The sequence below is a fragment of the Micromonospora sp. NPDC048830 genome, from assembly GCF_043198215.1.
Classification (GTDB): Bacteria; Actinomycetota; Actinomycetes; order Mycobacteriales; family Micromonosporaceae; genus Micromonospora.
The window spans coordinates 21,896-43,604 of record NZ_JBICUP010000019.1; the positions used below are offsets into that span (position 1 = coordinate 21,896).

The 21,709-nt window shown below is 75.9% G+C and carries 24 protein-coding genes; 16 read left to right on the top strand and 8 right to left on the bottom strand.

The features are described from left to right. Positions 1-64: 64 nt before the first annotated feature. Genes ACGFIZ_RS17710 through ACGFIZ_RS17745 form a run of 8 tightly spaced genes read left to right on the top strand, consistent with a single transcriptional unit; the run spans position 65 to position 8,879 of the window. On the top strand, positions 65-1,780 hold the full coding sequence (locus ACGFIZ_RS17710; RefSeq protein WP_393420593.1) for an HAD-IIIA family hydrolase: 1,716 nt from the start codon (positions 65-67) through the stop codon (positions 1,778-1,780). Continuing rightward, on the top strand, positions 1,777-2,751 hold the full coding sequence (locus ACGFIZ_RS17715; RefSeq protein WP_393420450.1) for a glycosyltransferase: 975 nt from the start codon (positions 1,777-1,779) through the stop codon (positions 2,749-2,751). Before ACGFIZ_RS17710 ends, ACGFIZ_RS17715 begins: the two co-directional genes overlap by 4 nt. Then, complete coding sequence (locus ACGFIZ_RS17720) at positions 2,736-3,950, top strand: glycosyltransferase (protein ID WP_393420452.1); 1,215 nt, start codon at positions 2,736-2,738, stop codon at positions 3,948-3,950. Before ACGFIZ_RS17715 ends, ACGFIZ_RS17720 begins: the two co-directional genes overlap by 16 nt. Continuing rightward, a complete protein-coding gene (locus tag ACGFIZ_RS17725; protein WP_347669204.1) occupies positions 3,950-4,756 on the top strand; it encodes an SIS domain-containing protein in 807 nt (268 codons plus the stop codon). The genes ACGFIZ_RS17720 and ACGFIZ_RS17725 overlap by 1 nt, the downstream gene beginning before the upstream one ends. Further along, positions 4,753-6,219, top strand: coding sequence for a PfkB family carbohydrate kinase (locus ACGFIZ_RS17730; RefSeq protein WP_393420454.1), 1,467 nt, complete (start codon positions 4,753-4,755; stop codon positions 6,217-6,219). The genes ACGFIZ_RS17725 and ACGFIZ_RS17730 overlap by 4 nt, the downstream gene beginning before the upstream one ends. Then, positions 6,216-6,917: an SDR family oxidoreductase gene (locus ACGFIZ_RS17735; protein ID WP_393420456.1), complete on the top strand. Its 702-nt coding sequence runs from the start codon at positions 6,216-6,218 to the stop codon at positions 6,915-6,917. Before ACGFIZ_RS17730 ends, ACGFIZ_RS17735 begins: the two co-directional genes overlap by 4 nt. Next, positions 6,914-7,912 carry a glycosyltransferase family 9 protein gene (locus tag ACGFIZ_RS17740; RefSeq protein WP_393420458.1) on the top strand — a complete coding sequence of 333 codons (999 nt, stop codon included), beginning with the start codon at positions 6,914-6,916 and terminating at the stop codon, positions 7,910-7,912. The genes ACGFIZ_RS17735 and ACGFIZ_RS17740 overlap by 4 nt, the downstream gene beginning before the upstream one ends. Further along, positions 7,896-8,879: a DNA topoisomerase IB gene (locus ACGFIZ_RS17745; RefSeq protein WP_393420460.1), complete on the top strand. Its 984-nt coding sequence runs from the start codon at positions 7,896-7,898 to the stop codon at positions 8,877-8,879. The genes ACGFIZ_RS17740 and ACGFIZ_RS17745 overlap by 17 nt, the downstream gene beginning before the upstream one ends. Positions 8,880-9,077: 198 nt before the next feature. Here the strand turns inward: ACGFIZ_RS17745 and ACGFIZ_RS17750 are convergent, their stop codons facing one another. The 6 genes from ACGFIZ_RS17750 to ACGFIZ_RS17775 all read right to left on the bottom strand — a co-directional run bounded on the left by ACGFIZ_RS17750 (position 9,078) and on the right by ACGFIZ_RS17775 (position 14,752). Then, positions 9,078-10,136, bottom strand: coding sequence for a helix-turn-helix domain-containing protein (locus ACGFIZ_RS17750; protein WP_393420462.1), 1,059 nt, complete (start codon positions 10,134-10,136; stop codon positions 9,078-9,080). Positions 10,137-10,209: 73 nt separating this feature from the next. Then, complete coding sequence (locus tag ACGFIZ_RS17755; RefSeq protein ID WP_393420464.1) at positions 10,210-10,887, bottom strand: helix-turn-helix domain-containing protein; 678 nt, start codon at positions 10,885-10,887, stop codon at positions 10,210-10,212. A 182-nt stretch (positions 10,888-11,069) separates the two neighbouring features. Next, complete coding sequence (locus ACGFIZ_RS17760; RefSeq protein ID WP_393420466.1) at positions 11,070-11,573, bottom strand: hypothetical protein; 504 nt, start codon at positions 11,571-11,573, stop codon at positions 11,070-11,072. A 56-nt stretch (positions 11,574-11,629) separates the two neighbouring features. Then, positions 11,630-13,258: a RecQ family ATP-dependent DNA helicase gene (locus ACGFIZ_RS17765; RefSeq protein ID WP_393420468.1), complete on the bottom strand. Its 1,629-nt coding sequence runs from the start codon at positions 13,256-13,258 to the stop codon at positions 11,630-11,632. A 309-nt stretch (positions 13,259-13,567) separates the two neighbouring features. Next, the gene (locus ACGFIZ_RS17770) at positions 13,568-14,518 is read right to left on the bottom strand and encodes a TIGR03557 family F420-dependent LLM class oxidoreductase (RefSeq protein WP_393420470.1); all 951 of its coding nucleotides are present in this window, start codon (positions 14,516-14,518) and stop codon (positions 13,568-13,570) included. A 111-nt stretch (positions 14,519-14,629) separates the two neighbouring features. Next, positions 14,630-14,752 (bottom strand): hypothetical protein, encoded by a 123-nt coding sequence (locus ACGFIZ_RS17775; protein ID WP_393420472.1) that lies wholly within the window; start codon positions 14,750-14,752, stop codon positions 14,630-14,632. Between the two features lie 148 nt (positions 14,753-14,900). Between ACGFIZ_RS17775 and ACGFIZ_RS17780 the strand changes: the two genes are divergently transcribed. Further along, a complete protein-coding gene (locus ACGFIZ_RS17780; protein WP_393420474.1) occupies positions 14,901-16,442 on the top strand; it encodes a glycoside hydrolase family 3 protein in 1,542 nt (513 codons plus the stop codon). Here ACGFIZ_RS17780 and ACGFIZ_RS17785 read toward each other — a convergent pair. Continuing rightward, positions 16,429-16,713: a GNAT family N-acetyltransferase gene (locus tag ACGFIZ_RS17785; RefSeq protein WP_393420475.1), complete on the bottom strand. Its 285-nt coding sequence runs from the start codon at positions 16,711-16,713 to the stop codon at positions 16,429-16,431. The genes ACGFIZ_RS17780 and ACGFIZ_RS17785 overlap by 14 nt on opposite strands. 84 nt (positions 16,714-16,797) lie before the next feature. On the opposite strand from ACGFIZ_RS17785, the gene ACGFIZ_RS17790 reads away from it, so the two are divergent. The 7 genes from ACGFIZ_RS17790 to ACGFIZ_RS17820 all read left to right on the top strand — a co-directional run bounded on the left by ACGFIZ_RS17790 (position 16,798) and on the right by ACGFIZ_RS17820 (position 21,145). Then, entirely contained in the window at positions 16,798-17,166 is a 369-nt protein-coding gene (locus ACGFIZ_RS17790) for a hypothetical protein (protein ID WP_393420477.1), read from the top strand. A gap of 60 nt (positions 17,167-17,226) precedes the next feature. Continuing rightward, complete coding sequence (locus ACGFIZ_RS17795; protein WP_393420479.1) at positions 17,227-18,045, top strand: DUF1206 domain-containing protein; 819 nt, start codon at positions 17,227-17,229, stop codon at positions 18,043-18,045. 79 nt (positions 18,046-18,124) lie between these two features. Beyond that, positions 18,125-19,318: a mechanosensitive ion channel family protein gene (locus ACGFIZ_RS17800; RefSeq protein ID WP_393420481.1), complete on the top strand. Its 1,194-nt coding sequence runs from the start codon at positions 18,125-18,127 to the stop codon at positions 19,316-19,318. A gap of 252 nt (positions 19,319-19,570) precedes the next feature. Further along, positions 19,571-20,005: a phage holin family protein gene (locus ACGFIZ_RS17805; RefSeq protein ID WP_347669184.1), complete on the top strand. Its 435-nt coding sequence runs from the start codon at positions 19,571-19,573 to the stop codon at positions 20,003-20,005. Further along, positions 20,002-20,343, top strand: coding sequence for a DUF3618 domain-containing protein (locus ACGFIZ_RS17810; protein ID WP_347669183.1), 342 nt, complete (start codon positions 20,002-20,004; stop codon positions 20,341-20,343). Before ACGFIZ_RS17805 ends, ACGFIZ_RS17810 begins: the two co-directional genes overlap by 4 nt. Then, positions 20,340-20,612, top strand: a complete 273-nt coding sequence (locus ACGFIZ_RS17815) for a DUF4235 domain-containing protein (RefSeq protein WP_347669182.1) — start codon at positions 20,340-20,342, stop codon at positions 20,610-20,612. The genes ACGFIZ_RS17810 and ACGFIZ_RS17815 overlap by 4 nt, the downstream gene beginning before the upstream one ends. A gap of 329 nt (positions 20,613-20,941) precedes the next feature. After that, on the top strand, positions 20,942-21,145 hold the full coding sequence (locus ACGFIZ_RS17820; RefSeq protein WP_011905669.1) for a cold-shock protein: 204 nt from the start codon (positions 20,942-20,944) through the stop codon (positions 21,143-21,145). Between the two features lie 288 nt (positions 21,146-21,433). On the opposite strand, the gene ACGFIZ_RS17825 is transcribed toward ACGFIZ_RS17820, so the two are convergent. After that, a complete protein-coding gene (locus ACGFIZ_RS17825) occupies positions 21,434-21,631 on the bottom strand; it encodes a hypothetical protein (RefSeq protein ID WP_393420484.1) in 198 nt (65 codons plus the stop codon). Positions 21,632-21,709: the final 78 nt, after the last annotated feature.

Sequence of the window (21,709 nt, forward strand, 5' to 3'; positions counted from 1 at the left end):
GGCGGGTATCGCCGTGTTTACTCCCCGGGGCGCCGGGAACCCGCGGCCCGTGCGACGGGACCAGATGGAGCCGGATCAGCGCAGGTCAGCCCGGGTGGACCCGGGTTCTGGCCGCTCCGGTGGCGTCCTGTTCGACGCGGTGCTGCTGGACCGCGACGGGACGCTGATCGAGGACGTCCCGTACAACGGCGACCCGGAGAAGGTGCGCCCCGTGCCGGGGGCGCGGGCGGCGCTGGACCGGCTGCGGGCGGCCGGCCTGCGGTTGGCCGTGGTGACGAACCAGTCCGGCCTGGCCCGGGGGTACTTCACGGCCGCGCAGATGGCGCGGGTGCACGCCCGGGTGGAGGAGCTGCTCGGACCGTTCGACGCGTGGCTGGTGTGCCCGCACGACGACGAGGCCGGATGCCGCTGTCGCAAGCCCGCGCCGGGCCTGCTGCACGCCGCCGCGGCCAGGCTGGGCACCACCGCCGCCCGGTGCGTCATGGTGGGGGACATCGGCCGGGACATGACGGCGGCGCTGGCCGCCGGGGCGAGCGGCATCCTGGTGCCCACCCCGGTGACCCGCGGCGAGGAGGTGGCCGCCGCCCCGGGTACCGCCGCCACCCTCACCGCCGCCGTCGACGAGATCCTGCGCCGGCAGCGCGCCGTCGTGCCGGCCGCGCCCCGTACGGCCGGCACCGTGCTGGTGGTGCGCAGCGACTCGGCGGGGGACGTGCTGGTGACCGGGCCGGGCATCCGGGCGGTGGCGGCGCACGCCGAGCGGGTGGTGCTGCTGTGCGGGCCGCGCGGGCGGGCCGCCGCCGACCTGCTCCCGGGAGTCGACGAGATCGTCGAGTGGCCCCTGGAGTGGATCGACCCGGACGCGGGACCGGTCGACCCGGAGCGCACCCGCCGCCTGGTGGACCGGCTGGCGGCCACGGGCGCGGACGAGGCGGTGGTGTTCACCAGCTTCCACCAGTCGCCGCTGCCGCTGGCGCTGCTGCTGCGGATGGCCGGACTGCGCCGGGTCAGCGCCATCAGCGACGACTTCCCGGGCAGCCTGCTGGACGTGCGGCACCGCGTACCGGTGGGCGTGCCGGAGCCCGAGCGGGCCCTGTCCCTGGCCGCCGCCGCCGGGTACGCCCTGCCCGCCCACGACCAGCCCCGGCTGCGGCTGCGCCCGGACGCGGTGCCCCCGCCGCCGCCCGGGCTCGACCGGCCCGGGTACGTCGTCGTGCACCCCGGCTCGTCGGCCTCGGCGCGGGCCTGCCCGCCCGAGGTGGCCGCCGGGATCGTCCGGGTGCTCGCCGAGGCCGGGTACCGGGTGGTGGTCACCGGCGGGCCGGCCGAGCGCGGGCTGACCGCCCGGGTGGCCGCCGCCGGGGGTCTCGACCTCGGCGGGCACACCGGCCTGACGGAGCTGGCCGGCATCGTCGCCCGCGCGGGGGCGCTGGTGGTCGGCAACACCGGCCCGGCCCACCTGGCCGCCGCGCTCGACGTGCCGGTGGTCAGCCTCTTCGCCCCCACCGTCCCGTTCGGACAGTGGGGGCCCTACCGGGTGCCCACCGTCCGGCTCGGCGACGCCGACGCGCCGTGCCGGGACACCCGCGCCGTCGCCTGCCCGGTTCCCGGACATCCCTGCCTGGCCGGCCTCGACCCGGGCGCGGTCCTCGACGCGGTACGCCTGCTCGGCGTGCCCGCCGTACGGCCCGACGCCCCCGACGCCGGGCCGTACGGCGTCGTCCGGCCGCACGCCGGCGGGTCGGCCGTGCCGGCCGGCGGCCGCGGGAGCGGCCGATGAACGTCCTGGTGTGGCACGTGCACGGGTCGTGGACCACGTCCTTCGTGCACGGCCGGCACCGGTACCTGGTGCCGGTCACCCCGGACCGGGGCCCCTACGGGCTCGGCCGGGCCCGCACCTACCGGTGGCCCGGCAGCGCCGTCGAGGTCGCCCCCGCCGAGCTGCGCCGCGCCGAGGTGGACGTCGTCGTCCTCCAGCGGCCCGAGGAGTTCGACCTGGCGTGCGAGTGGCTGGGCCGGCGGGTCGGCCGGGACGTCCCGGCGGTGTACGTGGAGCACAACACGCCCAAGGGCGACGTGCCGAACACCCGCCACCCGATGGCCGACCGGGACGACCTCCTGCTGACCCACGTGACCCACTTCAACGAGCTGTTCTGGGACAACGGCGCCACCCGCACCGCCGTCGTCGAGCACGGCGTCGTCGCCCCGGACGCGGAGTGGACCGGCGAGCTGGAGCGCCTCGCCGTGGTGATCAACGAGCCGGTACGCCGGTGGCGGGTCACCGGCACGGACCTGCTGCCCCGGTTCGCCGCCGTCGCCCCGCTGGACGTCTTCGGCATGGGCGTCGCCGGCCTCGCGCGGCGGCTGGGGCTGCCGGCCGACCGGCTGGCCGAGCACGACGACGTGCCGCAGGAGCGGATGCACGCCGAGCTGGCCCGGCGGCGGGCGTACCTGCACCTGTGCCGGTGGACCTCGCTGGGGCTCAGCCTCGTCGAGGCGATGACCATGGGCATGCCGGTGGTCGCGCTGGCCAGCACCGAGGCCGTGGCCGCCGTCCCGCCGGAGGCCGGCGCGCTCTCCACCCGGATCGACACGCTGCTGGAGACCGCCCGGCGGTTCGTCGACGATCCGGCGTCCGCCGCCCGGGCGGGCGCGGCGGCGCGGCGGGCGACCCGGGACCGCTACGGCCTGAACCGCTTCCTCGCTGACTGGGACCGGCTGCTGGAGGAGGAAACATGCGGATCGCGATGATCTCGGAGCACGCCAGCCCGCTCGCCGTCCTCGGCGGCGAGGACGCCGGCGGCCAGAACACGCATGTCGCGGAGCTCTCCGCCGCGCTGGTCGCCGCCGGGCACGACGTGCGGGTCTACACCCGCCGCGACGCCGTGGACCTGCCGGTGACGGTCCGCAGCCCCGACGGGTACGACGTCGTGCACGTGCCCGCCGGGCCGGCCGAGCCGGTCGCGAAGGACGCGCTGCTGCCGCACATGCGGGCGTTCGGCCGGTGGCTGGTCGACCGGTGGCGCGCCGGGGACTGGCTGCCCGAGGTGATCCACGCGCACTTCTGGATGAGCGGCCTGGCCGCGCTCGCCGCCGGCCGGCGCACCGGGGTGCCGGTGGTGCAGACGTACCACGCGCTGGGCACGGTGAAGCGGCGCCACCAGGGCGTGCAGGACACCAGCCCGGCCCGCCGCATCGGCTACGAGCTCCAGCTGGGCCGGTCCGTGGACCGGGTCGTCGCCCAGTGCCAGGACGAGGTCGGCGAGCTGGTCCGGATGGGCGTGCCCCGGTCCCGGATGACCGTCGTGCCGTCCGGGGTGAACCTGGCCACGTTCGCGCCGCTGGGTCCCGCCGCCGAGCGCGCCCCCGGCCGGGCGCGCATCCTCACCGTCGGCCGGCTGGTCGAGCGCAAGGGCTTCGCCGACGTCGTACGGGCCATGCCGCTGGTGCCCGACGCCGAGTGCGTGATCGTCGGCGGCCCGCCCGAGGGCCTGCTGGAGACCGACCCGCACGCCCGCCGGCTGCGGGCTCTCGCCGCCTCGTGCGGGGTCGCCGACCGGGTGACGCTGGTCGGCGCGGTGCCCCGGGAGGAGATGGGCCGCTGGTACCGCTCGGCCGACGTGCTGGTCGCCGCCCCCTGGTACGAGCCGTTCGGGCTGACCCCCCTGGAGGCGATGGCCTGCGGCGTGCCGGTGGTCGGCACCGCCGTCGGCGGGCTGATCGACACGGTGCTGGACGGGGTGACCGGGGACCTCGTGCCGCCCCGGGACCCGCAGGCCCTGGGCGCCGCGCTCCGGAGCCTGCTCGACGACCGCGTCCGCCGTTTCGCGTACGCCACGGCGGCCCGCGACCGGGCCCGGCGCGGCTACTCCTGGGCCACCACGGCGGAGCGGCTGGCCGGGTTGTACGACGAGGTGGCGGTGCGCCCGGCCACCGGGGTGGTCGCCTGATGGCCGCCGCGCCGGCCGGCCCCGACCGGGCCGCCCCGTCGGTGCTCGACGCCCACCTGGCGAGCCTCGCGGCGGCGCTGCTGCCGTACCGGCGCTGCGAGGAGCTGCTGGCCCGCTGGGGTGGCGAGCTGGCGCATCGGCTGGCGGCCGGGGGTCGGCTGCTGGTGGCCGGCAACGGCGGCAGCGCCGCCGAGGCGCAGCACCTGACCGCCGAACTCGTCGGGCGGCTCCGCGACGAGCGGCAGCCGCTGTCGGCCATCGCGCTGCACGCCGAGACGTCCGCCCTCACCGCGATCGGCAACGACTACGGCTACGACGAGGTCTTCGCCCGGCAGGTACGCGCCCACGGCCGGCCCGAGGACATCCTCCTGCTGCTGTCCACCAGCGGCGTCAGCGCGAACCTGCTCGCCGCCGCCCGCGCCGGACGGGAGGCCGGCCTGCGCTGCTGGGCGTTCACCGGACCCGCCCCGAACCCCCTCGCCGACGCCTGCCACGACGCGCTGGCCATCGCCTCGCCGGACAGCCAGGTGGTCCAGGAACTGCACCTGGTCTCCGCCCATGTGCTCTGCGAGTACGTCGACCGGGTGCTGCCCGCGGCGCTCGCGGCCGCGGGTCGGACGACCGCCACGCGGCCCGGCCGGGCGGCGGGCCGGCCCGGGACGTCGACCCCCGCCGGCCCCGAGCCGGCCGTGCCGGCGGGGCCGCCGGTCCCCGACGGGGCGGAGCCGGTGCGCGCCGGCGTCGAGGTGGTGCTGGACGGCGACGGCGACGCCCAGGTCGAGACCGGACGGGGGAGGCGAGCATGACGGGACCGGTGGTGGTGGTCGGCGACATCCTGCTCGACCGGGACGTGGAGGGGCTGGTGAACCGGCTCTGTCCGGACTCACCGGTGCCGGTCCTCGACGAGTCCGCGGCCGTCGACCGGCCCGGCGGGGCGGGCCTGGCGGCGGTCTTCGCCGCCGCGCAGGGCGTCGAGGTGGCCCTGGTGACGGCGCTCGCGGACGACGAGGGCGCCGCCCGGCTGAGCACGCTGCTCGCCGCCGCCGGGGTGCGGGTGTACCCGCTGCCGCTGCGCGGCGCCACCCCGGAGAAGATCCGGCTGCGCGCCCGGGGTCGGGTGCTGCTGCGGCACGACCGGGGCGGGCCGCCCGGGGAGCCCGGGGAGCCCGGCGACGCCGTGCTGCGGCTGCTGGCCGGCGCGTCCGCGGTGCTGGTCAGCGACTACGGGCGGGGGGTGGCCCGGCAGCCGGCGCTGCGGGCGGCGCTCGCCGCGACCCGCGCCCCGGTGGTGTGGGATCCGCACCCGCGCGGCCCGGCCGCGGTGCCCGGCGTACACCTGGCGACGCCGAACGAGTCGGAGGTGCGCGAGCTGGCGAAGACCGCGCCGGGGGTGTCCCGGCTGGCCACCGCGTCGCGGGGCGCGCAGGGACTGCGCCGGCGCTGGCAGGCCGGGGCGGTCGCGGTGACGCTGGGCGGCGACGGGGCGCTGCTCTGCCACGCCGGCTCGACCCCGCTGGTGGTGCCCGCGCCGGCCAGCGCCGAGGGCGACACCTGTGGCGCGGGGGACCGGTTCGCGGCCACGGCCAGCATCGCGCTGTCCCGGGGGGCGCTGGTCTCCGAGGCGGTGCAGGCGGCGGTCGAGGAGGCGTCGGCGTACGTGGCGGCCGGGGGCGTGGCCGCCGCCCTGCCGCCGCCCGTCCGGACGGCCCCCGTGGCGGTGTCCCGGCCCGGCGGCGAGCGGATCGGGGTGGGGGCCGCCGCGGCGGTCGTCGCCGAGGTGCGCGCCGCCGGCGGCACCGTGGTCGCCACCGGCGGCTGCTTCGACCTGCTGCACGCCGGCCACGTCGCCACCCTGGAGGCGGCCCGCCAGCTCGGCGACTGCCTGGTCGTCTGCCTGAACTCCGACGCGAGCGTGGCCGGGCTGAAGGGGCCGGACCGGCCGGTGGTGCCGCACGGCGACCGCGGGCGGTTGCTGGCGGCGCTGAGCTGCGTCGACGCGGTGGTCATCTTCGACGAGGCCACCCCGGAGGCGGCGCTGACCTGGCTGCGGCCGGACATCTGGGTCAAGGGCGGCGACTACGCCACCGGCGGCGAGCCGGCGCTGCCCGAGGCGGAGCTGCTGCGCCGCTGGGGCGGGCACACGGTCGTGGTGCCGTACCTGAACGGGCGCTCGACCACCGACATGATCGCCGCCGCCCGCGGCGGCGGGGCCGGCGGCCGAGGGCCCGGGGCGGGCGTGGACCGCGCGACGGCGGAGGGGGCGCGATGACGGGCGATCTCCCCGGGGCGGGGTCGACCGTCCTGGTCACCGGCGGGTCCAGCGGGCTGGGGGCGGCGGTGGTGACGGCCGTGGCCCGGGCCGGCGGGCGGCCCCTGGTGCTGGACCGGCACGCCCCGGCCGACGGGGTGCCGTGGGTGGAGTGCGACCTGGCCGACACCCGATCCGCCGAGGCGGCGACCCGCGAGCTGGCCGAACGCTCCGGCGGGCTGGACGCCGTGGTGACCGCCGCCGGCATCGACGTCCCCGGCCGGCTCGCCGACGTCCCCGCCGAGACGTGGGAGCGGGTCGTCGCGGTCGACCTGCTCGCCACCGCCGCGGTGATCCGGGCGGCCCTGCCGTGGCTGGAGGCCTCCCGGGGCACCATCGTCACGATCGCCTCGACGCTGGGCGTCAAGGCCGTCAGCGACGCCACGGCGTACTGCGCCGCCAAGTTTGGCGTCGTCGGCTTCACCCGGGCGCTGGCCGCCGAGCTCGCCGGGAGCGTCGGCGTCACCCTGCTCGTCCCCGGCGGCATGCGCACCGCCTTCTTCGACGACCGCGACCCGCAGTACCGGCCCGGGCCCGACGCCGTGCTCAACAACCCCGCCGACACCGCCGCCGCCGTCATGTTCGCGCTGTCCCAGCCGGCCGGCTGCGCCGTACGCGAGCTGGTCGTCTGCGCCGAGCGGGAGACCTCGTACCCGTGATCCTCGTGCTGCGCGCCCTCGGCGTCGGGGACCTCGCCACCGCGGTCCCCGCGCTGCGCGCCCTGCGCGCCACGGCGCCCGACAGCGAGCTCGCCCTCGTCGCCCCCCGGTGGCTGGGCCCCCTGGTCGCGCTGGTGGGTGGCGTCGACCTCCTCGTCCCGGTCTCCGGCCTCGGCCCGCTGCCCTGGGCCGGCCCGCCCCCCGACCTCGCCGTCAACCTCCACGGGCGCGGCCCGCGCTCGCACCGGGTGCTCGCGGCCACCTGCCCCGGGCGGCTGCTCGCCTTCGCCAACCCGGACGCCGGCCACGTCGACGGGCCGCGGTGGCGCGACGACGAGCACGAGGTCGACCGCTGGGTCCGCCTGCTCGCCTGGTACGGCGTCCCCGCCGACCGCAACGACCTGGCCCTGCGCCGCCCCGCGCCGGGCCCCGCGCCGACCGGGGTGACCGTGCTGCACCCGGGCACCAAGCTGACGGCCAAGCGCTGGCCGGCCGAGCGGTACGCGGCGCTGGCCCGCCGGCTGACCGGGCGCGGGCACCGGGTGGTGGTCACCGGATCGGCGGAGGAGCGGGAGCTGGCGGGGTGGGTCGCGGACCACGGCGGGCTCGCGCCGGAGGCGGTGCTCGCCGGCCGCACCGACCTCGGGGACCTGGCCGCCCTCGTGGCGTACGCCCGGCTGGTGGTCAGCAACGACACGGGGATCGCCCACCTCGCCACCGCGTACGGCACGCCGTCCGTGGTGCTCTTCGGCCCGGTGCCGCCGGCGCGGTGGGGCCCGCCGGCCGACCGCCCCCGGCACCGGGTGCTCTGGGCCGGCGACCGCGGGCACCCGGCCCCCGACCTCGGCCGGGAGCGCAGCTCGGCGGGGGATTGGCCGGGGCGCGACGGGGGTAGGACCGAGCCGGTGTTGGCGGCCGTCGGGCTGGACGAGGTGCTGGCCGCGGTGGACGAGGCGGAACGGGCGGTGCGGATCTCCGGTGCGGTTACGGCGTAGCGATCCGGGCAGGGCGGGGTACGGCCGCCGCCGCCGCGGCAGGGGCTGGATCTTCCTCGGCCCCGACGGCGCGCCCGTCCGCGACCCGGACGAGCTGGCCCGGCTGCGGGACCTGGTGATCCCGCCCGCGTGGCGGGACGTGTGGATCTGCCCCCACCACAACGGGCACATCCAGGCGACCGGGATCGACGCCGCGGGCCGCAAGCAGTACCTCTACCACCCGGAGTGGCGGCGCAGGCGCGACGAGGCGAAGTTCGACCACGTGCTGGAGGTGGCCCACCGCCTTCCCGTGCTGCGCGAGCGGGTGGCCCGCGACCTGGCGGGCCGGGGACTGAACCGGGACCGGGTGCTCGCCACGGTGACCCGGCTGCTCGACATGGGCATGTTCCGCGTCGGCAGCGACCAGTACGCCGTCGGCGACGACGCCACCTTCGGCGTGGCCACCCTGCGCCCGGAGCACGCCCGCAGCCGGGGCGGCTGCGTGGTCTTCGAGTTCCCCGCCAAGGGCGGGGTGGAGCAGGTTCGGCGGATCGAGGACCCGGAGCTGTGCCAGGTCCTGCTCGACCTGCGCCGGCGGCGGCGCCGGGCGGAGCGGCTGTTCGGCTACTGGGACGGGCGGGACTGGCGGGACGTGCGCAGCGACGAGGTCAACGAGTACCTGCGCGACGCCAGCGGTGGCGAGATGACGGCGAAGGACTTCCGTACCTGGCACGCCACCGTCCTGGCCGCGACCGAGCTGGCCGCCGCCGGCCCGGCCCGTTCGGCGACCGCCCGGAGGAGAGCCGTGGCCGCGGTGATGCGGGAGGTGGCGGAGCTGCTCGGCAACACCCCGACCGTCGCGCGGACCTCCTACGTGGACCCCCGGGTGGTCGACCTGTTCCACGACGGAATGGTGGCGCCGGTGCGGTCCCGGACGCCGCGCGAGGAGGCCGAGCGGAGCGTGCTGAAGCTGCTGGAGGAGTTGTGACCGGCCCCGCCGCCGGTCCTGGGGGACGCGACGGGGCCGGAGCCGGGGCGAGGCGGTGACCGCCCACGCGGGGAGGGCGTGACCGTCCCGCGCCGACGTCGCGGGCACGGGCCACGGCACCGGGCGGCCGCCCGCGACGCTACCGGTCGCGGGCGCCTCGCCACGGCCCCCCGTTACCTGTGGGCCGTCCCACCGGTGCTACCCGGTGACCGGCCCGTCCCCAGTATGTGGGGGCTTCCCGCCGTCCGAGTTGACCGTGGACGCCTGCTCGTTGACGATCCGTGCCTGTTCCCTGCGGTACGCCTGCGGCGTGGTGCCGTACGCGGCCCGGAACGCGCGGCTGAAGTGGGCCTTGTCCCGGAAGCCCCAGCGCAGGGCGAGCACCTGGACCGGCCGGTCGCGCAGCATCGGGTCGGCCAGGTCCCGCCGGCACCGCTCCAGCCGGCTGGTCCGCACGTACTCGGCGACCGTGGTCTCTTCGGCCTCGAAGAGGCGGTGCAGCGACCGGACCGAGACGTGGTGGGCGTCGGCGATCGTCCGGGGGTCGAGCGCGGGGTCGTCCAGGTTCTCCCGGACGAACGCCCGGATCCGGGTGAGCAGCGCCCGGCGCCGGACCTCCGCCGGCACCTCGTCCTCGGAGACGAGGTACCGGCCGAGCATCGTGGAGATCAGGTCCAGCCCGACGGTGCCGAGCCGGTCGGCGTCGGCGGCGTGGTACTGCTCGGGGTGCCGGGTGATCCGGACCAGGTAGTCCGCGAGGAGCGCCCCCAGCCCCGCGGAGCCGGAGAGCCGGCCGGCGAACAGGGGCGCGAGCCGGTCCACCGGCAGCGGCAGCGCGGCGTGCGGGATGAGCGCCGCGACGGTGGTGGCCGCTTCCCGGCCGGCGTCCCGGCTCACGTGCGAGACCTCGTGGGGCTGGGAGCAGTCGTAGAAGGTGAAGTCGGCGGTGTCGAACCCGCTGCTGCGCCCGTGCTGGCTGATCCCGCTGCGGCCGGCGGTGGTCAGGGCGAGCGAGTAGACCTCCGGGTCGGAGCAGCGGATCAGCTTGCGGGTCCGGACCGCGTGCAGCGACGGGTAGCGGTAGCTGATGAGCTGGATCGGCCCCAGCTCGATGAGGTCCGCGCGGGCGGCGAAGTCCGCGGTGTGGTCACTGTGGATCCGCAGCGGAGCGGACGTCCGGGCGATCAGGTCCAGCCACATCCCGAACCGGTCGGCCGGTGCCACCACCGTCGTGTCGACGGTGTGTCGCTGCAACATGCGTTCTTCCTCCGGGTCGGGGGCCTGGCCAGCCGGACCGGTCGGGGGTGTGGAACGGGCCGGTCCGGGGAGGCTACTCCGATGGCGCCGGGCCCGTGCCGGCACGCCGTCCCTCCCGGTACGCCCGCGGGCTCGTCCCGTACGCGGCGCGGAACGCGCGGCTGAAGTGGGCCTTGTCCCGGAAGCCCCAGCGGGCGGCGATGGCCTGGACGGGCCGGTCGGCCAGCAGCGGGTCGGTCAGGTCGCGGCGGCAGCGTTCGAGGCGGCGGCGGATCGTGCCGGCGACCGTCTCCTCCTCGTCGGCGAAGAGGCGGTGCAGGGTACGCAGGGCGACGTGGTGGGCGTCGGCGACGGCCTGGGGTGACAGGTCGGGGTCGCCGAGGTGCCGGTCGATGAAGTCCCGTACCTGGGTGACCAGGGTGAAGTCCCCGCTGCCCAACATCGTGTCCCGCCGGCGGGCGCTGATCGCGCTGGCTCCGGACAGGGGCAGGGCCACCTGGTAGACCTCGGGGTCGGCCTGCCGGATCAGCCGGTGCGTCCGCCGCCCGGCCAGGGACTGGTAGCGGAACCGGGTGAGGGCGACCCCGCCGCCGAGCGCGACGAGCCGGGCCCGGCCCTGGAAGTCCGCGGCGTGGTCGCTGGTGATGGCGATGGGCGCGGAGACCCGGGCGCTCACGTCCACCCAGAACGGCCACCGCTCCGGCGGCGGCAGCAGGGTCGTGTCCATCGTCTCGACCCGCAACGTGCTCATCACCGGCCTCCTCTTGAGTCCCTCATTCTCGACGTAGGGGACCCCGCGAACTCGGGAGATGACCGACGCCCTGCCCGCACCGTGCCGCCCGCCGACGCCGAGTGCGCCCCGGACGGCTCAGCGGCCCAGGGCGCCTCGGACGCCCCGGGCGTCCCGGCGGCAGCCGCCTGGGCGTCCGCTGTTCAGTCGTTGAGGACCTGGGCGAGCCGGTCGCGGAAGCGCCGCTCCGAGTCGCTGACGACGTCGCCGCCGAGGCCGAGGATGCCCCCGCTGGACGCCGCGCTCACGACGTGCTCGGCGATCTCCACCAGCCAGTGCTTGTACGCCCCGGCCTCGCCCTCGTCCACCCTGGCGGCCAGCAGGCGGGCGGCCTCGGCGGCCCGGTTCAGCACGTCCTCGATCGCGGCGCGGGGATCGGCCGGCTCGATCAGCGGCAGCTCCTCGCCCGCCTCCGGGTCGCCCACCCGCACGACGATCTCGCCGGCGACGGCGGCCACGAGCGGGCTGGCCGACTCCCGGCCGGCGGAGATGGTCTCCAGGCCCGCGGCGTTCTCGGCCATGGTGCGGCGGGCGCCGTCGTGCTCGGCGGCGCTCGCCGCGGTCAGCACCGACTGCGGCAGGCCGACCAGCAGCCCCCACTCCTCGTCGGAGAAACCGAACCCGGTGTACGCCGGCTGCTCGATCACGACAACGCTCCTCTCGCTCTCTGCTGTGGACCCCGGCGCGCGGGGCCGGGCTCAGGCTAGTCCAGGGTCAACAGTCCCTGTTCCGACACCACGCGCACCGACAGGGTCTTGTACCCGACCTCGTCGAAGAGCACCGTCATCCGGTCGTCCTCGTAGCTGAGCACCAGCCCGCCGCCCCACTCCGGATGCCGCACCTGGCTGTGCACCGGGAACGGCCCGCGGGCCCCGTCGTCGGCGACGCTGGTGCCGGCGAGGCAGTTGTCGCAGTGCCCGCAGACCTCGGTCATCTGCTCGCCGAAGTAGGCCAGCAGCGCCTGCCCGCGGCAGCCGGTCGTCTCGGCGAAGGCGCGCATCATGTCCGTACGCGACCGCGTGACGGCCTGCTGGCGCTCGGCCTCGGCGAGGGCGGCCCGCCCGGCCTCGACGGGCTTCGGGGAGTACCGCGGCGCCCCCAGGCACTGACCCCGCGGCTCGGCCGCGCCCACCTGCTCCAGCAGCGACAGGTACTGCCCGAGCCTGCGTGGCCCCAGCCCGGTCAGCTCCCGTAGCTCGCCCTTGGTGTGCGGCTCGCGGCGCAGCAGGGCGGCGAGGTCCCGCAGCTCGGTGGCGTCGGGCAGCCCGCCGGTGAAGAACCGCCGCAGTCCGACGTCCTCGGCCTGCCAGAGCAGCAGCACCCGGGCCGGTTCGCCGTCCCGGCCGGCCCGGCCGATCTCCTGGAAGTAGCTGTCCGGCGAGTCGGGCAGCGCCATGTGCACCACCCACGCGATGGTGGGCTTGTCGATGCCCATCCCGAACGCCGAGGTGGCGACCATGATGGGCACCCGGTCGGCGAGGAACGCCTCGTGCAGCTCGCCGCGCGCTCCAGCGGGCATCCCGCCGTGGTAGTGCTTCGCGGGGAAGCCGGTGTCGGTGAGCCGTGCGGCCAGCTCCTCGGCCGCGCGGCGGGTCGGCACGTAGACGATTCCGGGCCGCCGGTCCTCGCGTAGCAGCGCGATCAGCCGTCGCCAGCGGTAGTCCTCGGTGGGGCAGTGGGCGACCTCCAGGAAGAGGTTGGGCCGATCCAGCCCGGAGACCACGATCTCGGGGTCGCGCAGTCGCAGCCGGGCGACGATGTCGTCGCGTACCGGGGGTGACGCCGTGGCCGTCAGGGCCACCACGGGCGGCCGGCCGATGCCCTCGACGAGGTGGCCGAGCGCCAGGTAGTCGGGGCGGAAGTCGTGCCCCCAGGCGGAGATACAGTGCGCCTCGTCGACCGCGACGAGGCCCGGTCGCAGCGACCGGACCTCGGCCGTCCGTTCGGGGTTGGCGAGCTGCTCGGGCGTGATGAACAGGAACTCGGCCCGGCCGGCGCGTACCTCCGCGACCGCCTCCGCCTGCTGGGCGGGGGTCTCGTCCGAGCTGATCCGCACCGCCCGCAGCTCGGGGCGCCGGCGCTCGTTGAGCGCCGCGATCTGGTCCTGCTGGAGGGCGAGCAGCGGGGAGACGACCACGGTCGGGCCGGGGATCAGGCTGGCCGGGATCTGGTAGATCGCCGACTTGCCGGCGCCGGTGGGCAGCACCACCAGGGCGTCGCGGCGCTTCATCACGGCGCGCATCGCGGCGAGCTGGTGGGGCCGCAGCGTGGTCCAGCCGAACAGCCTGCGCGCGGCACGGCGCAGCGTCGTGGAGTGCGTGGACAGCTTCATCGAGGGCCGGAGGTACCCGGGGCCGGCTCCGCCGAAACCGGGCCCGCCGGGCGGCGCGGGCGGTTGACGTCGGCCCGCGTGGCCGCGCTGGTCGTCGGGGTGTGCCACGACCGGGCCCGCACCGCCCGAAGGAGTGGGTCGGCGGGCTGCGGCATGTGGAGTTGCCCGCGTAGGTGGGGCAGCGTGGGGTCTGGATCTCCACGACATCGCCCCACCCCCGGCGGGCGGCGGCCGGCCCGGGCCGGCCGCGGAAGCGGTAGCACGAACGGGGCAGCTCCACAGGGGATGACAGCACCACCCGGCCGGTGGTCAGCGCAGCCGGGGGAGCACCTCGCGCTGGTACAGGTCGAACAGGCCCTGGTGGTGGGGGCCGGTGTTGGCCACGTAGACCTCGTCGAAGCCGGCCTTGGCGTACTGCTCGATCATCTCCAGGTGCGCGTCGGCGCTGTTGCCGCAGACGAAGGACTTCTTCATCATCTCCGGCTGCACGAGCTGCCCGGCCTGCTCGAAGTGCCGGGGCGAGGGGAGCACCTGGGACAGCTCGCCCGGCACGCCCGCGTTGGGCCACTTCTCGTACGCGATCCGCGCGCCCTCGTCCTCGCTGTCGGCGTACGCGGCCTTGAAGCCGGCCTGGCACGGCTTGTCGCCGCCGCCGTTGTCGCGGAACCGGCGGACCAGGTCGGCGTCGGGCATGGTGCAGACGAACCCGTCGCCGACGCGGGCGGCCAGGTCGACGGACTTGGGGCCGAAGCCGGAGACGTAGACCGGCGGCGGGGTGTCCGGCCGGGTGTAGATCCGGGCGTTTTCGACGGTGTAGTGCCTGCCGTGGTGGTTGACGAACGTGTCCCGCCACAGCTTCCGCATCACCTCGACGGCTTCCTCCAGCATCTCCAGCCGGACGTCGGCCTGCGGCCACGCCGCGCCGAGGATGTGTTCGTTGAGCGCCTCGCCGCTGCCGACGCCGAGGACGAAGCGGCCCTCGTGCAGGACGGCGCTGGTGGCCGCGGCCTGGGCGACCACCGCCGGGTGGATGCGCATGGTCGGGCACGTCACGGCCGTGGTGACCGGCAGCGAGCAGACCTGGCTCAGCGCCCCGATCAGCGACCAGACGAACGGGCTCTGGCCCTGGGCGTCCGTCCACGGGTGGTAGTGGTCGGAGATCCACAGCGCCTCGAAGCCGGCCCGCTCGGCGCTCCGCGCCTGCTCCAGCAGCTCCGCCGGGGTGTACTCCTCGCAGGACAGGAAATAGCCGATCTTCATCGTTCCCCCTCGCCGTGTCGCGGTGCCGGTCGCACCGGGTGGACAACGAGGCCGTACCCCGGCGCGCCGGGCTCAACCCGCCGGACCGTGCCGACGGGGAGGCGGCGACTGTCAGCGGCGGAACATCGCCCGGATGGCGACGAGCAGGAGCAGGCCGCCGACGACCAGGCCGAGCAGGCGTACGCCGGGCACGTCGGCCGCGCTCGTGGCGTCGGCGAGCGTCGAGGGGGACATGCCGGAACTCTTCCACGAGGGCCCCGGCGACGCCAGCCCGTAACAGTAAGGTTTATTGACTATTGTGTGGCGCGGTGTGACCATGGCAGCACCGCCGCGGCCCGCGGCCGGGATCCGAGACGGAAACAGACGGGGGTACGGCAGCCGCATGAGCAGCGCACCGACGGGGAACCTGGCGAGCCTGGCCGCCGCCGTCCTGCAACCGGGCTTCGTGGGCACCACCCCACCGCCGTGGGTCCGCCGCTGGCTCGGTGAGGGGCTCGGCTCGGTGGTGCTGTTCGCCCGCAACATCGTCGACCTCGACCAGGTCGCCGCGCTGACCGCCGCGCTGCGCGCCGAGCGGCCGGACGTCGTCGTCGGCATCGACGAGGAGGCCGGCGACGTCACCCGCATCGAGTCCGCCCGGGGCAGCTCCCGGCCGGGCAACCTGGCGCTCGGCGCGATCGACGACCCCGAGCTGACCGCGGAGGTCGCCCGCGACCTGGGCCGGGAGCTGGCCTCCGTGGGCGTCACCCTCAACTACGCGCCGGACGCCGACGTCAACTCCAACCCGGACAACCCCGTGATCGGCGTACGCTCCTTCGGCTCCGACCCGGCCCTGGTCGCCCGGCACACCGCGGCCTGGGTCGCCGGTCTGCAGGCCGGCGGGGTGGCCGCCTGCGCCAAGCACTTCCCCGGCCACGGCGACACCCGCGTCGACTCGCACCACGACCTGCCCCGCATCGGCGGCACCCGCCAGCGGCTCCACGCCGCCGAGCTGGTGCCGTTCCGGGCCGCCGTGGCGGCCGGGGTGCAGGCGGTGATGACCGGGCACCTGCTCGTACCGGCGCTGGACCCCGGGCTGCCGGCCACCCTCAGCCCCCGCATCCTCAGCGGCCTGCTGCGCGACGAGATGGGCTTCCAGGGCGTGGTGGTCACGGACGCGGTGGAGATGCGGGCGGTCGCCGACCGGTACGGCTTCGCCGGCGCGGCCGTCCGCGCCCTCGCCGCCGGGGCCGACGCGATCTGCGTCGGTGGCGAGCGGGCCGGCGAGGACGCCGCCCACGAGCTGCGCGCCGCGATCGTCGCCGCGGTGCTCTCCGGGGAGCTGCCCGAGGAACGGCTGGCCGAGGCGGCCAAGCGGGTCGCCCAGCTCGCCGCCTGGACGGTGGCCGCCCGCGCCGGCGCCCCCACCCGTCCCGCCGGGAACCCCGACGGCTCCCCGGTCGGGCTGGCCGCGGCCCGCCGGGCGGTCCGGGTGACGGCCGGCCCGTACGCCCCGGGACTGCCGCTGGCCGCCGCCCCGCACGTGGTCGAGTTCGAGCCCCCGCGCAACATCGCGATCGGCGCGGAGACCCCCTGGGGCGTGGCCGCCCCCCTCACGGACCTGCTCCCCGGCACCACCTCCGTACGCGTCGGCGCGGCGGACCCGCCCGCCGATCCGGCGGCGGGAGCGGCCGGGCGACCGCTGGTGCTGGTCGTCCGCGACCTGCACCGGCACGACTGGATGCGGGCCGCCGTGCGGCGGGCCCTCGCCGCCCGGCCGGACGCGGTGGTGGTCGAGCTGGGGGTGCCGGCCCTGGTCACCGGGGCGGTGCACGTCGCCACGCACGGCGCCACCCGGGCCGGCGCCCGGGCCGCCGCCGAACTGCTCGCGGGCGTCCGGGCCGCCGCCGGCCCGCCGCCGGAACAACCCGTCAGGCGGCCGTGACGAGGTCGGCGTACTCCGGGTGGCGCTCGATGAAGGCCGTCATGAACGGGCACTCCGGCACCACCCGGCCGCCCCACTCGCGTACCTGGTCGAGGGCGGCCCGCACCAGCGCCGAGCCCACGCCCATGTCCCGGAAGCGGGGGTCGACCTCGGTGTGGGTGAACACGAGGACGTCGCCGCGGGGGACGTACGCGGCGAACCCGGCCAGCGCGTCGTCGACCAGGATCTCGAACCGCCTGCGGGCGGAGTTGTCCTCGACCAGGAAGCTCACCCCGTCATTGTGCCGCCGGCCGGGGCCAGCCGGTCCAGTTCCGCGAGCAACCCCGTCCACCTCGCACCTCGTACGCTTGATCGCGTGACGAACCGACCCGGTACCACCACCCCGCGCATCCCCACCCGCCGCGCCGGCGGCCTGCTGGCCGGCCTGGCGCTCGGCGTCGCCCTGCTCGCCGGTTGCAGCTCCGAGGGCGCCTCCACCGACTGCGGCCTGGACGCCTGCACGGTCACGTTCGACCGGGGCGTCGAGGCGAACGCCACGATCCTCGGCGTCGAGGCCAAGCTCGTCGGTGCCCAGGGCGACCAGGTGACCGTCGAGGTCGCCGGCGAGCAGCTGTCGCTGACCGTGGGCCAGCAGGCCACCGAGGTCGGCGGCTTCGCGGTGACGCTGGACAGCGTCACCGAGGACCAGGTGAAGATCCGGGTCTCGCGTAACCCCAGCAACTGAGGCCGCCCCGCCGGCGGTGGGCGACGTTTGGGAATCTTCGCGAACGGAGATTGTGACGCCATGTCACTCACCCATGCCGAGGCCACCGCCGCGCGGGCCGCGAACAGCAGGTGGCTGGAACTCCTCGCCCGGGCCGGCTTCATCGGCTACGGGGTCGTGCATCTTCTCTTCGCCTGGCTGGCGCTGCAGATCGCGTTCGGCCGGTCGTCCGGCGCCAGCGGCGACCAGTCCGGGGCGCTCCGCACCCTGGCGGACGAGCCGCTGGGCCGGTTCCTCTGCGCGGCGATCGCCGTCGGCCTGCTCGCCATGGCCGTGTGGCAGGCGCTGGAGGCCGCCCTCGGGCACCGGCCCGAGCAGGGCCGCGAGCGGGTCGCCGAGCGGCTCGCCTCCGTCGGGCGCACGCTGGTCTATCTCTACTTCGCCTGGATCGCCTGGAAGGTCTTCTCCGGCGCCGGGTCCAGCGCGGACCAGCAGGAGGCGCTCACCGGCAGGCTCATGACCTCCTCCGGCGGGCGCTGGCTGGTCGGCCTGGCCGGGCTGGTGCTCGCCGCGATCGGCGTCGGGCTCGTGGTCTACGGGGCGAGGAAGAAGTTCCTCCGGCACCTGAGGACGGGGGAGATGACCCCGCGCACCAGCGCCCTGGCCCGGCGGCTCGGCACGGCCGGCTACGTCGCCAAGGGCGTCGCGTACGGCATCGCCGGCCTGCTGATCGTGGTGGCGGCGCTGACGTACGACCCGGAAAAGGCCCGCGGCCTGGACGCCGCCCTGCGCCTGTTGCAGCAGCAGTCCTACGGCCCGCTGCTGCTCACCCTCGTCGCCCTCGGCATCGCCGCCTTCGGCGTCTACTGTTTCCTCCAGTCCCGCTACCGCAGGGTGTGACCTGGTCGTATCGGGTTAGGACGGGCATCATTGGGCTTTTGCCCGCGACGACGTGCCCGGCTGGAGGGGGACAGACACCTTGCAGAACTACTTCACCACGGTCGTCGCCGCGCTCGCCGCGGCGGCGATCGCGCTTTTCGCCGTCGCGGTGGCGCACCGGCTGACCGGGCGGCTCGGGCGGCGATCGCTGCTGATGACCGAGCTGACCGAGCACGCCCACCGCCCGTTCCAGGTGGCGGCGACCGTCCTCGCCGTGCAGTTCGCCGTCCGACTCGGCACCGGCTACGCGGCCGACGCCCGGTGGCGGCAGGTGGCGCTGCACGCGCTGGTGCTCGCCGTCATCACGGCCGTCGCCTGGCTGGTCGCCTCGCTGCTGGTGGTGGTCGAGGACGTGGCGCTGGCCCGGTTCCGGGTCGACGTGCCGGACAACCGGCACGCCCGCCGCGTACGCACCCAGGTGGTGCTGCTGCGCCGGCTGACCATCGCGGTGACCGTGGTGCTGACGGTCGGCGTGATGCTGATGACCTTTCCCAGCGTCCGTGGCGTGGGGGCCGGCGTGCTGACCTCCGCCGGCGTCGTCGGTGTGGTGGCGGCGCTGGCCGCGCAGAGCCTGCTCGGCAACGTCCTCGCCGGCCTCCAGCTCGCCTTCAGCGACGCGGTGCGCCTCGACGACGTGGTGGTCGTCGAGGGGGAGTGGGGCCGGATCGAGGAGTTGACGCTCAGCTACGTGGTGGTCCAGATCTGGGACGACCGGCGGTTGATCCTGCCCACCTCGTACTTCACCAGCACGCCGTTCCAGAACTGGACGCGGACCGAGGCGGCGGTGCTCGGCACGGCCGAGTTCGACGTCGACTGGTCGGTCGACGTGCAGGCCATGCGGGAGGAGTTGCGCCGGCTGGTGGAGGGCAGCGACCTGTGGGACGGGCGGGTCTGCGTGCTCCAGGTGACCGACGCGACCGGCGGCCTGGTCAAGGTGCGGGCGCTGGTCAGCGCGGCGGACGCGGGCAGCCTGTGGGACCTGCGCTGCCTGGTGCGGGAGCACCTCGTCGGCTGGGTGCGGGACCACCGGCCCACCGCCCTGCCCCGGATGCGCGCCGAGGTCGGCGACGCCGCGGGCGCCCTGCCCTGGCAGTCGGTGGCGCCCCGCCGGCCGGCGCGTCGGCTGCCCGAGGCCGACGTGCCCGACGCCCGGCTCTTCGGCGGCAGCGAGGACGGCGACGCGCGCAGCGAGACGTTCGTCGGCCCGGAGGAGCCCGTCGAGGCGCGCCGCTGAGGACGCGGCCCGCGGCCCCCGTACCGCCCCGCGTGGGCGGCGACGGGGGCCGTCGGCGTCCGGCGGGGGCACGTGACCTCCGGCGGCGTCTGCGCGTTGCACCTGGCGGGTGAGTGTGGCCGGCAGGGGGTTTGACGGGCGGTTTCCGGGGGACTGCTGCGCGGCGCGGCCAGTGCGGCTGGCCGCTCCCGCGCAGGATTGACGGGCGGGAACTCCGGGCATACAGCGCGGTGATGACGAAAGGAGGACAGCATGGCTGACGTCGTGAACCACCGCACGTCACGGAACGGGAGCGAGCCGTCCACCGCCGAACTCGTGCAGCGGGCCACGGAGCAGATCTCCCGTCTCGTCCGGGACGAGTTGGCGCTGGCCCGGGCGGAGTTGACCCAGAAGGGCAAGCGGGCCGGCATCGGGATCGGCCTGTTCGGCGGCGCCGGAGGGCTCGCCGTGTACGGGCTGGGCGCGCTGGTCGCGGCTGCGATCCTGCTGCTGGCGCTGGTCATCCCCGGTTGGGCGGCCGCGCTGGTCGTGGCGGTGCTGCTCTTCGCCGTCGCCGGGATCCTCGCCCTGGTCGGGAAGAAGCAGGTCAGCCAGGCTGTCCCGCCGGTTCCGACGGCGACGGTACGCAGCGTCCGGGCGGACGTGGACACCGTCACCGCCGCGGTGAAGGACAGGGGACGGGTATGACGGGCAACGGGACCGGGGACACCGAGGCGTTGCGGGAGGAGATCCGACGGACCCGCGTGGAGTTGGGCGAGACGATGGAGGCGCTGGCCGCCAAGGCCGACGTCAAGGCCCGGTTGCGGAGTTCGACGGAGCAGGCGAAGGCGCGGATGCGGGGGCAGGCGGCGCAGACCCTGGCCCGGGTGCGCGGTCAGGCGGCGCAGCGGGCCGAGTCCGTCCGCGCCCAGGCGCGCCACGGGAAGGCGAACCTGTGGGGCGGGTCCGCGCCGTGGGCGGCACTCGCGGCCGGCGCGGTGGCTACCATGATCGTGCTGTTGGTCGTCCGGGGGAGGCGCAGGTGAGCAAGGCCATCGGCAAGGTCGCGTACAAGCCGGTCGGGGTGGTGCTCGGGCTGGCCGCCGGCGCCGTGGCGGGCGTGATCTTCCGGCAGGTGTGGAAGGTGACCGCCGGGGACGGCGAGGCGCCGAGCGCGACCGACGAGGACCGCGGCTGGGGCGAGATCCTGGCCGCCGCGGCGCTGCAGGGCGCCATCTTCGCGGTGGTGCGGGCGGCCGTGGACCGGGGCGGAGCCGTCGGTGTCCGGAAGCTGACCGGCCGCTGGCCCGACTGACCCGGCGGGAAGCTGTCGGCCCTGGCCGGCCGACCCGCGGAAATTCGCGTGTGGGGCCCTGACCGGCTACGGCCGGGTAAGGGCCTTTCGCATGGTGGGGATCGGCCCACCCAGCGGAATTCCGGCGTCCGTCAGGTCACATGTCGGAGAATTTCGTCAGGTAGGCTGTGCAGAGTTTTCGCTACGTGGTTTGCTGTTCCACGCTGTTGAGAGATGGCGTGGGTTGAGAGAAGTCTCCTTCACGAGGGGGCCGCCTCAGGCGCCGCTGCTCGAAAACGGCCAATCGGCCGCACGGCGTGCTCGGCCGCCAGTTTTAGAAGGAGATACACATGGCGCAGGGAACCGTGAAGTGGTTCAACGCAGACAAGGGCTTCGGCTTCATCACCGTCGACGGCGGGGGTGCTGACGTGTTCGTCCACTTCTCGGCCATCCAGACCAGCGGCTACCGCACGCTGGAGGAGAACCAGCGGGTGGAGTTCGAGATCGCCCAGGGTCAGAAGGGCCCGCAGGCTGAGCAGGTCCGCCCGCTCTGAGCCAGTCCCGGCCGGCGGCGTCGGCCGAGGGGGCGATCCATCCGGATCGAAGTGAAGCCCCGCGTCCCTCCGGGATGCGGGGCTTTCCGCATTGCGCGATACGGCGCCGGCGGCAAGATCGAGACCATCTGCGACATCCGGCTCGCCACCAAGGCACTCATGGGCCCGCCCCGGTGCCGGCCGTGCGGAACGGCCAGCCGGCGGCCGGGCGGATCGGCCGGCGCCGGCCGGGCGGGTCCGTCGCCGGATCGTCGGTCGCCGCCGGATCGCCGATCGTCGGCGGGTGGGTCAGGAACGGTGGCGCCGGGCGCGTAGGCCGCGCCAGATGGCGACCAGTCCGACCAGGAGCACCAACGGGCCGATGAGGACCCAGATTCGTTGGTCGGTCATCAGGCTGCCGGCCACGTAGCCCAGACCCTGCACCGTCCAGACGGCGCCGACGACCACGGCGAGCAGGCCGAGGGTGAGCGGGAGCCATTCCTTCATCGTGTTCCTCCTGCGCCCGCGGCCCGGGCCCGACCGCCCGGTCCAGCATGCGCCGCGTCGCCCGGGCGCGCGAGCACC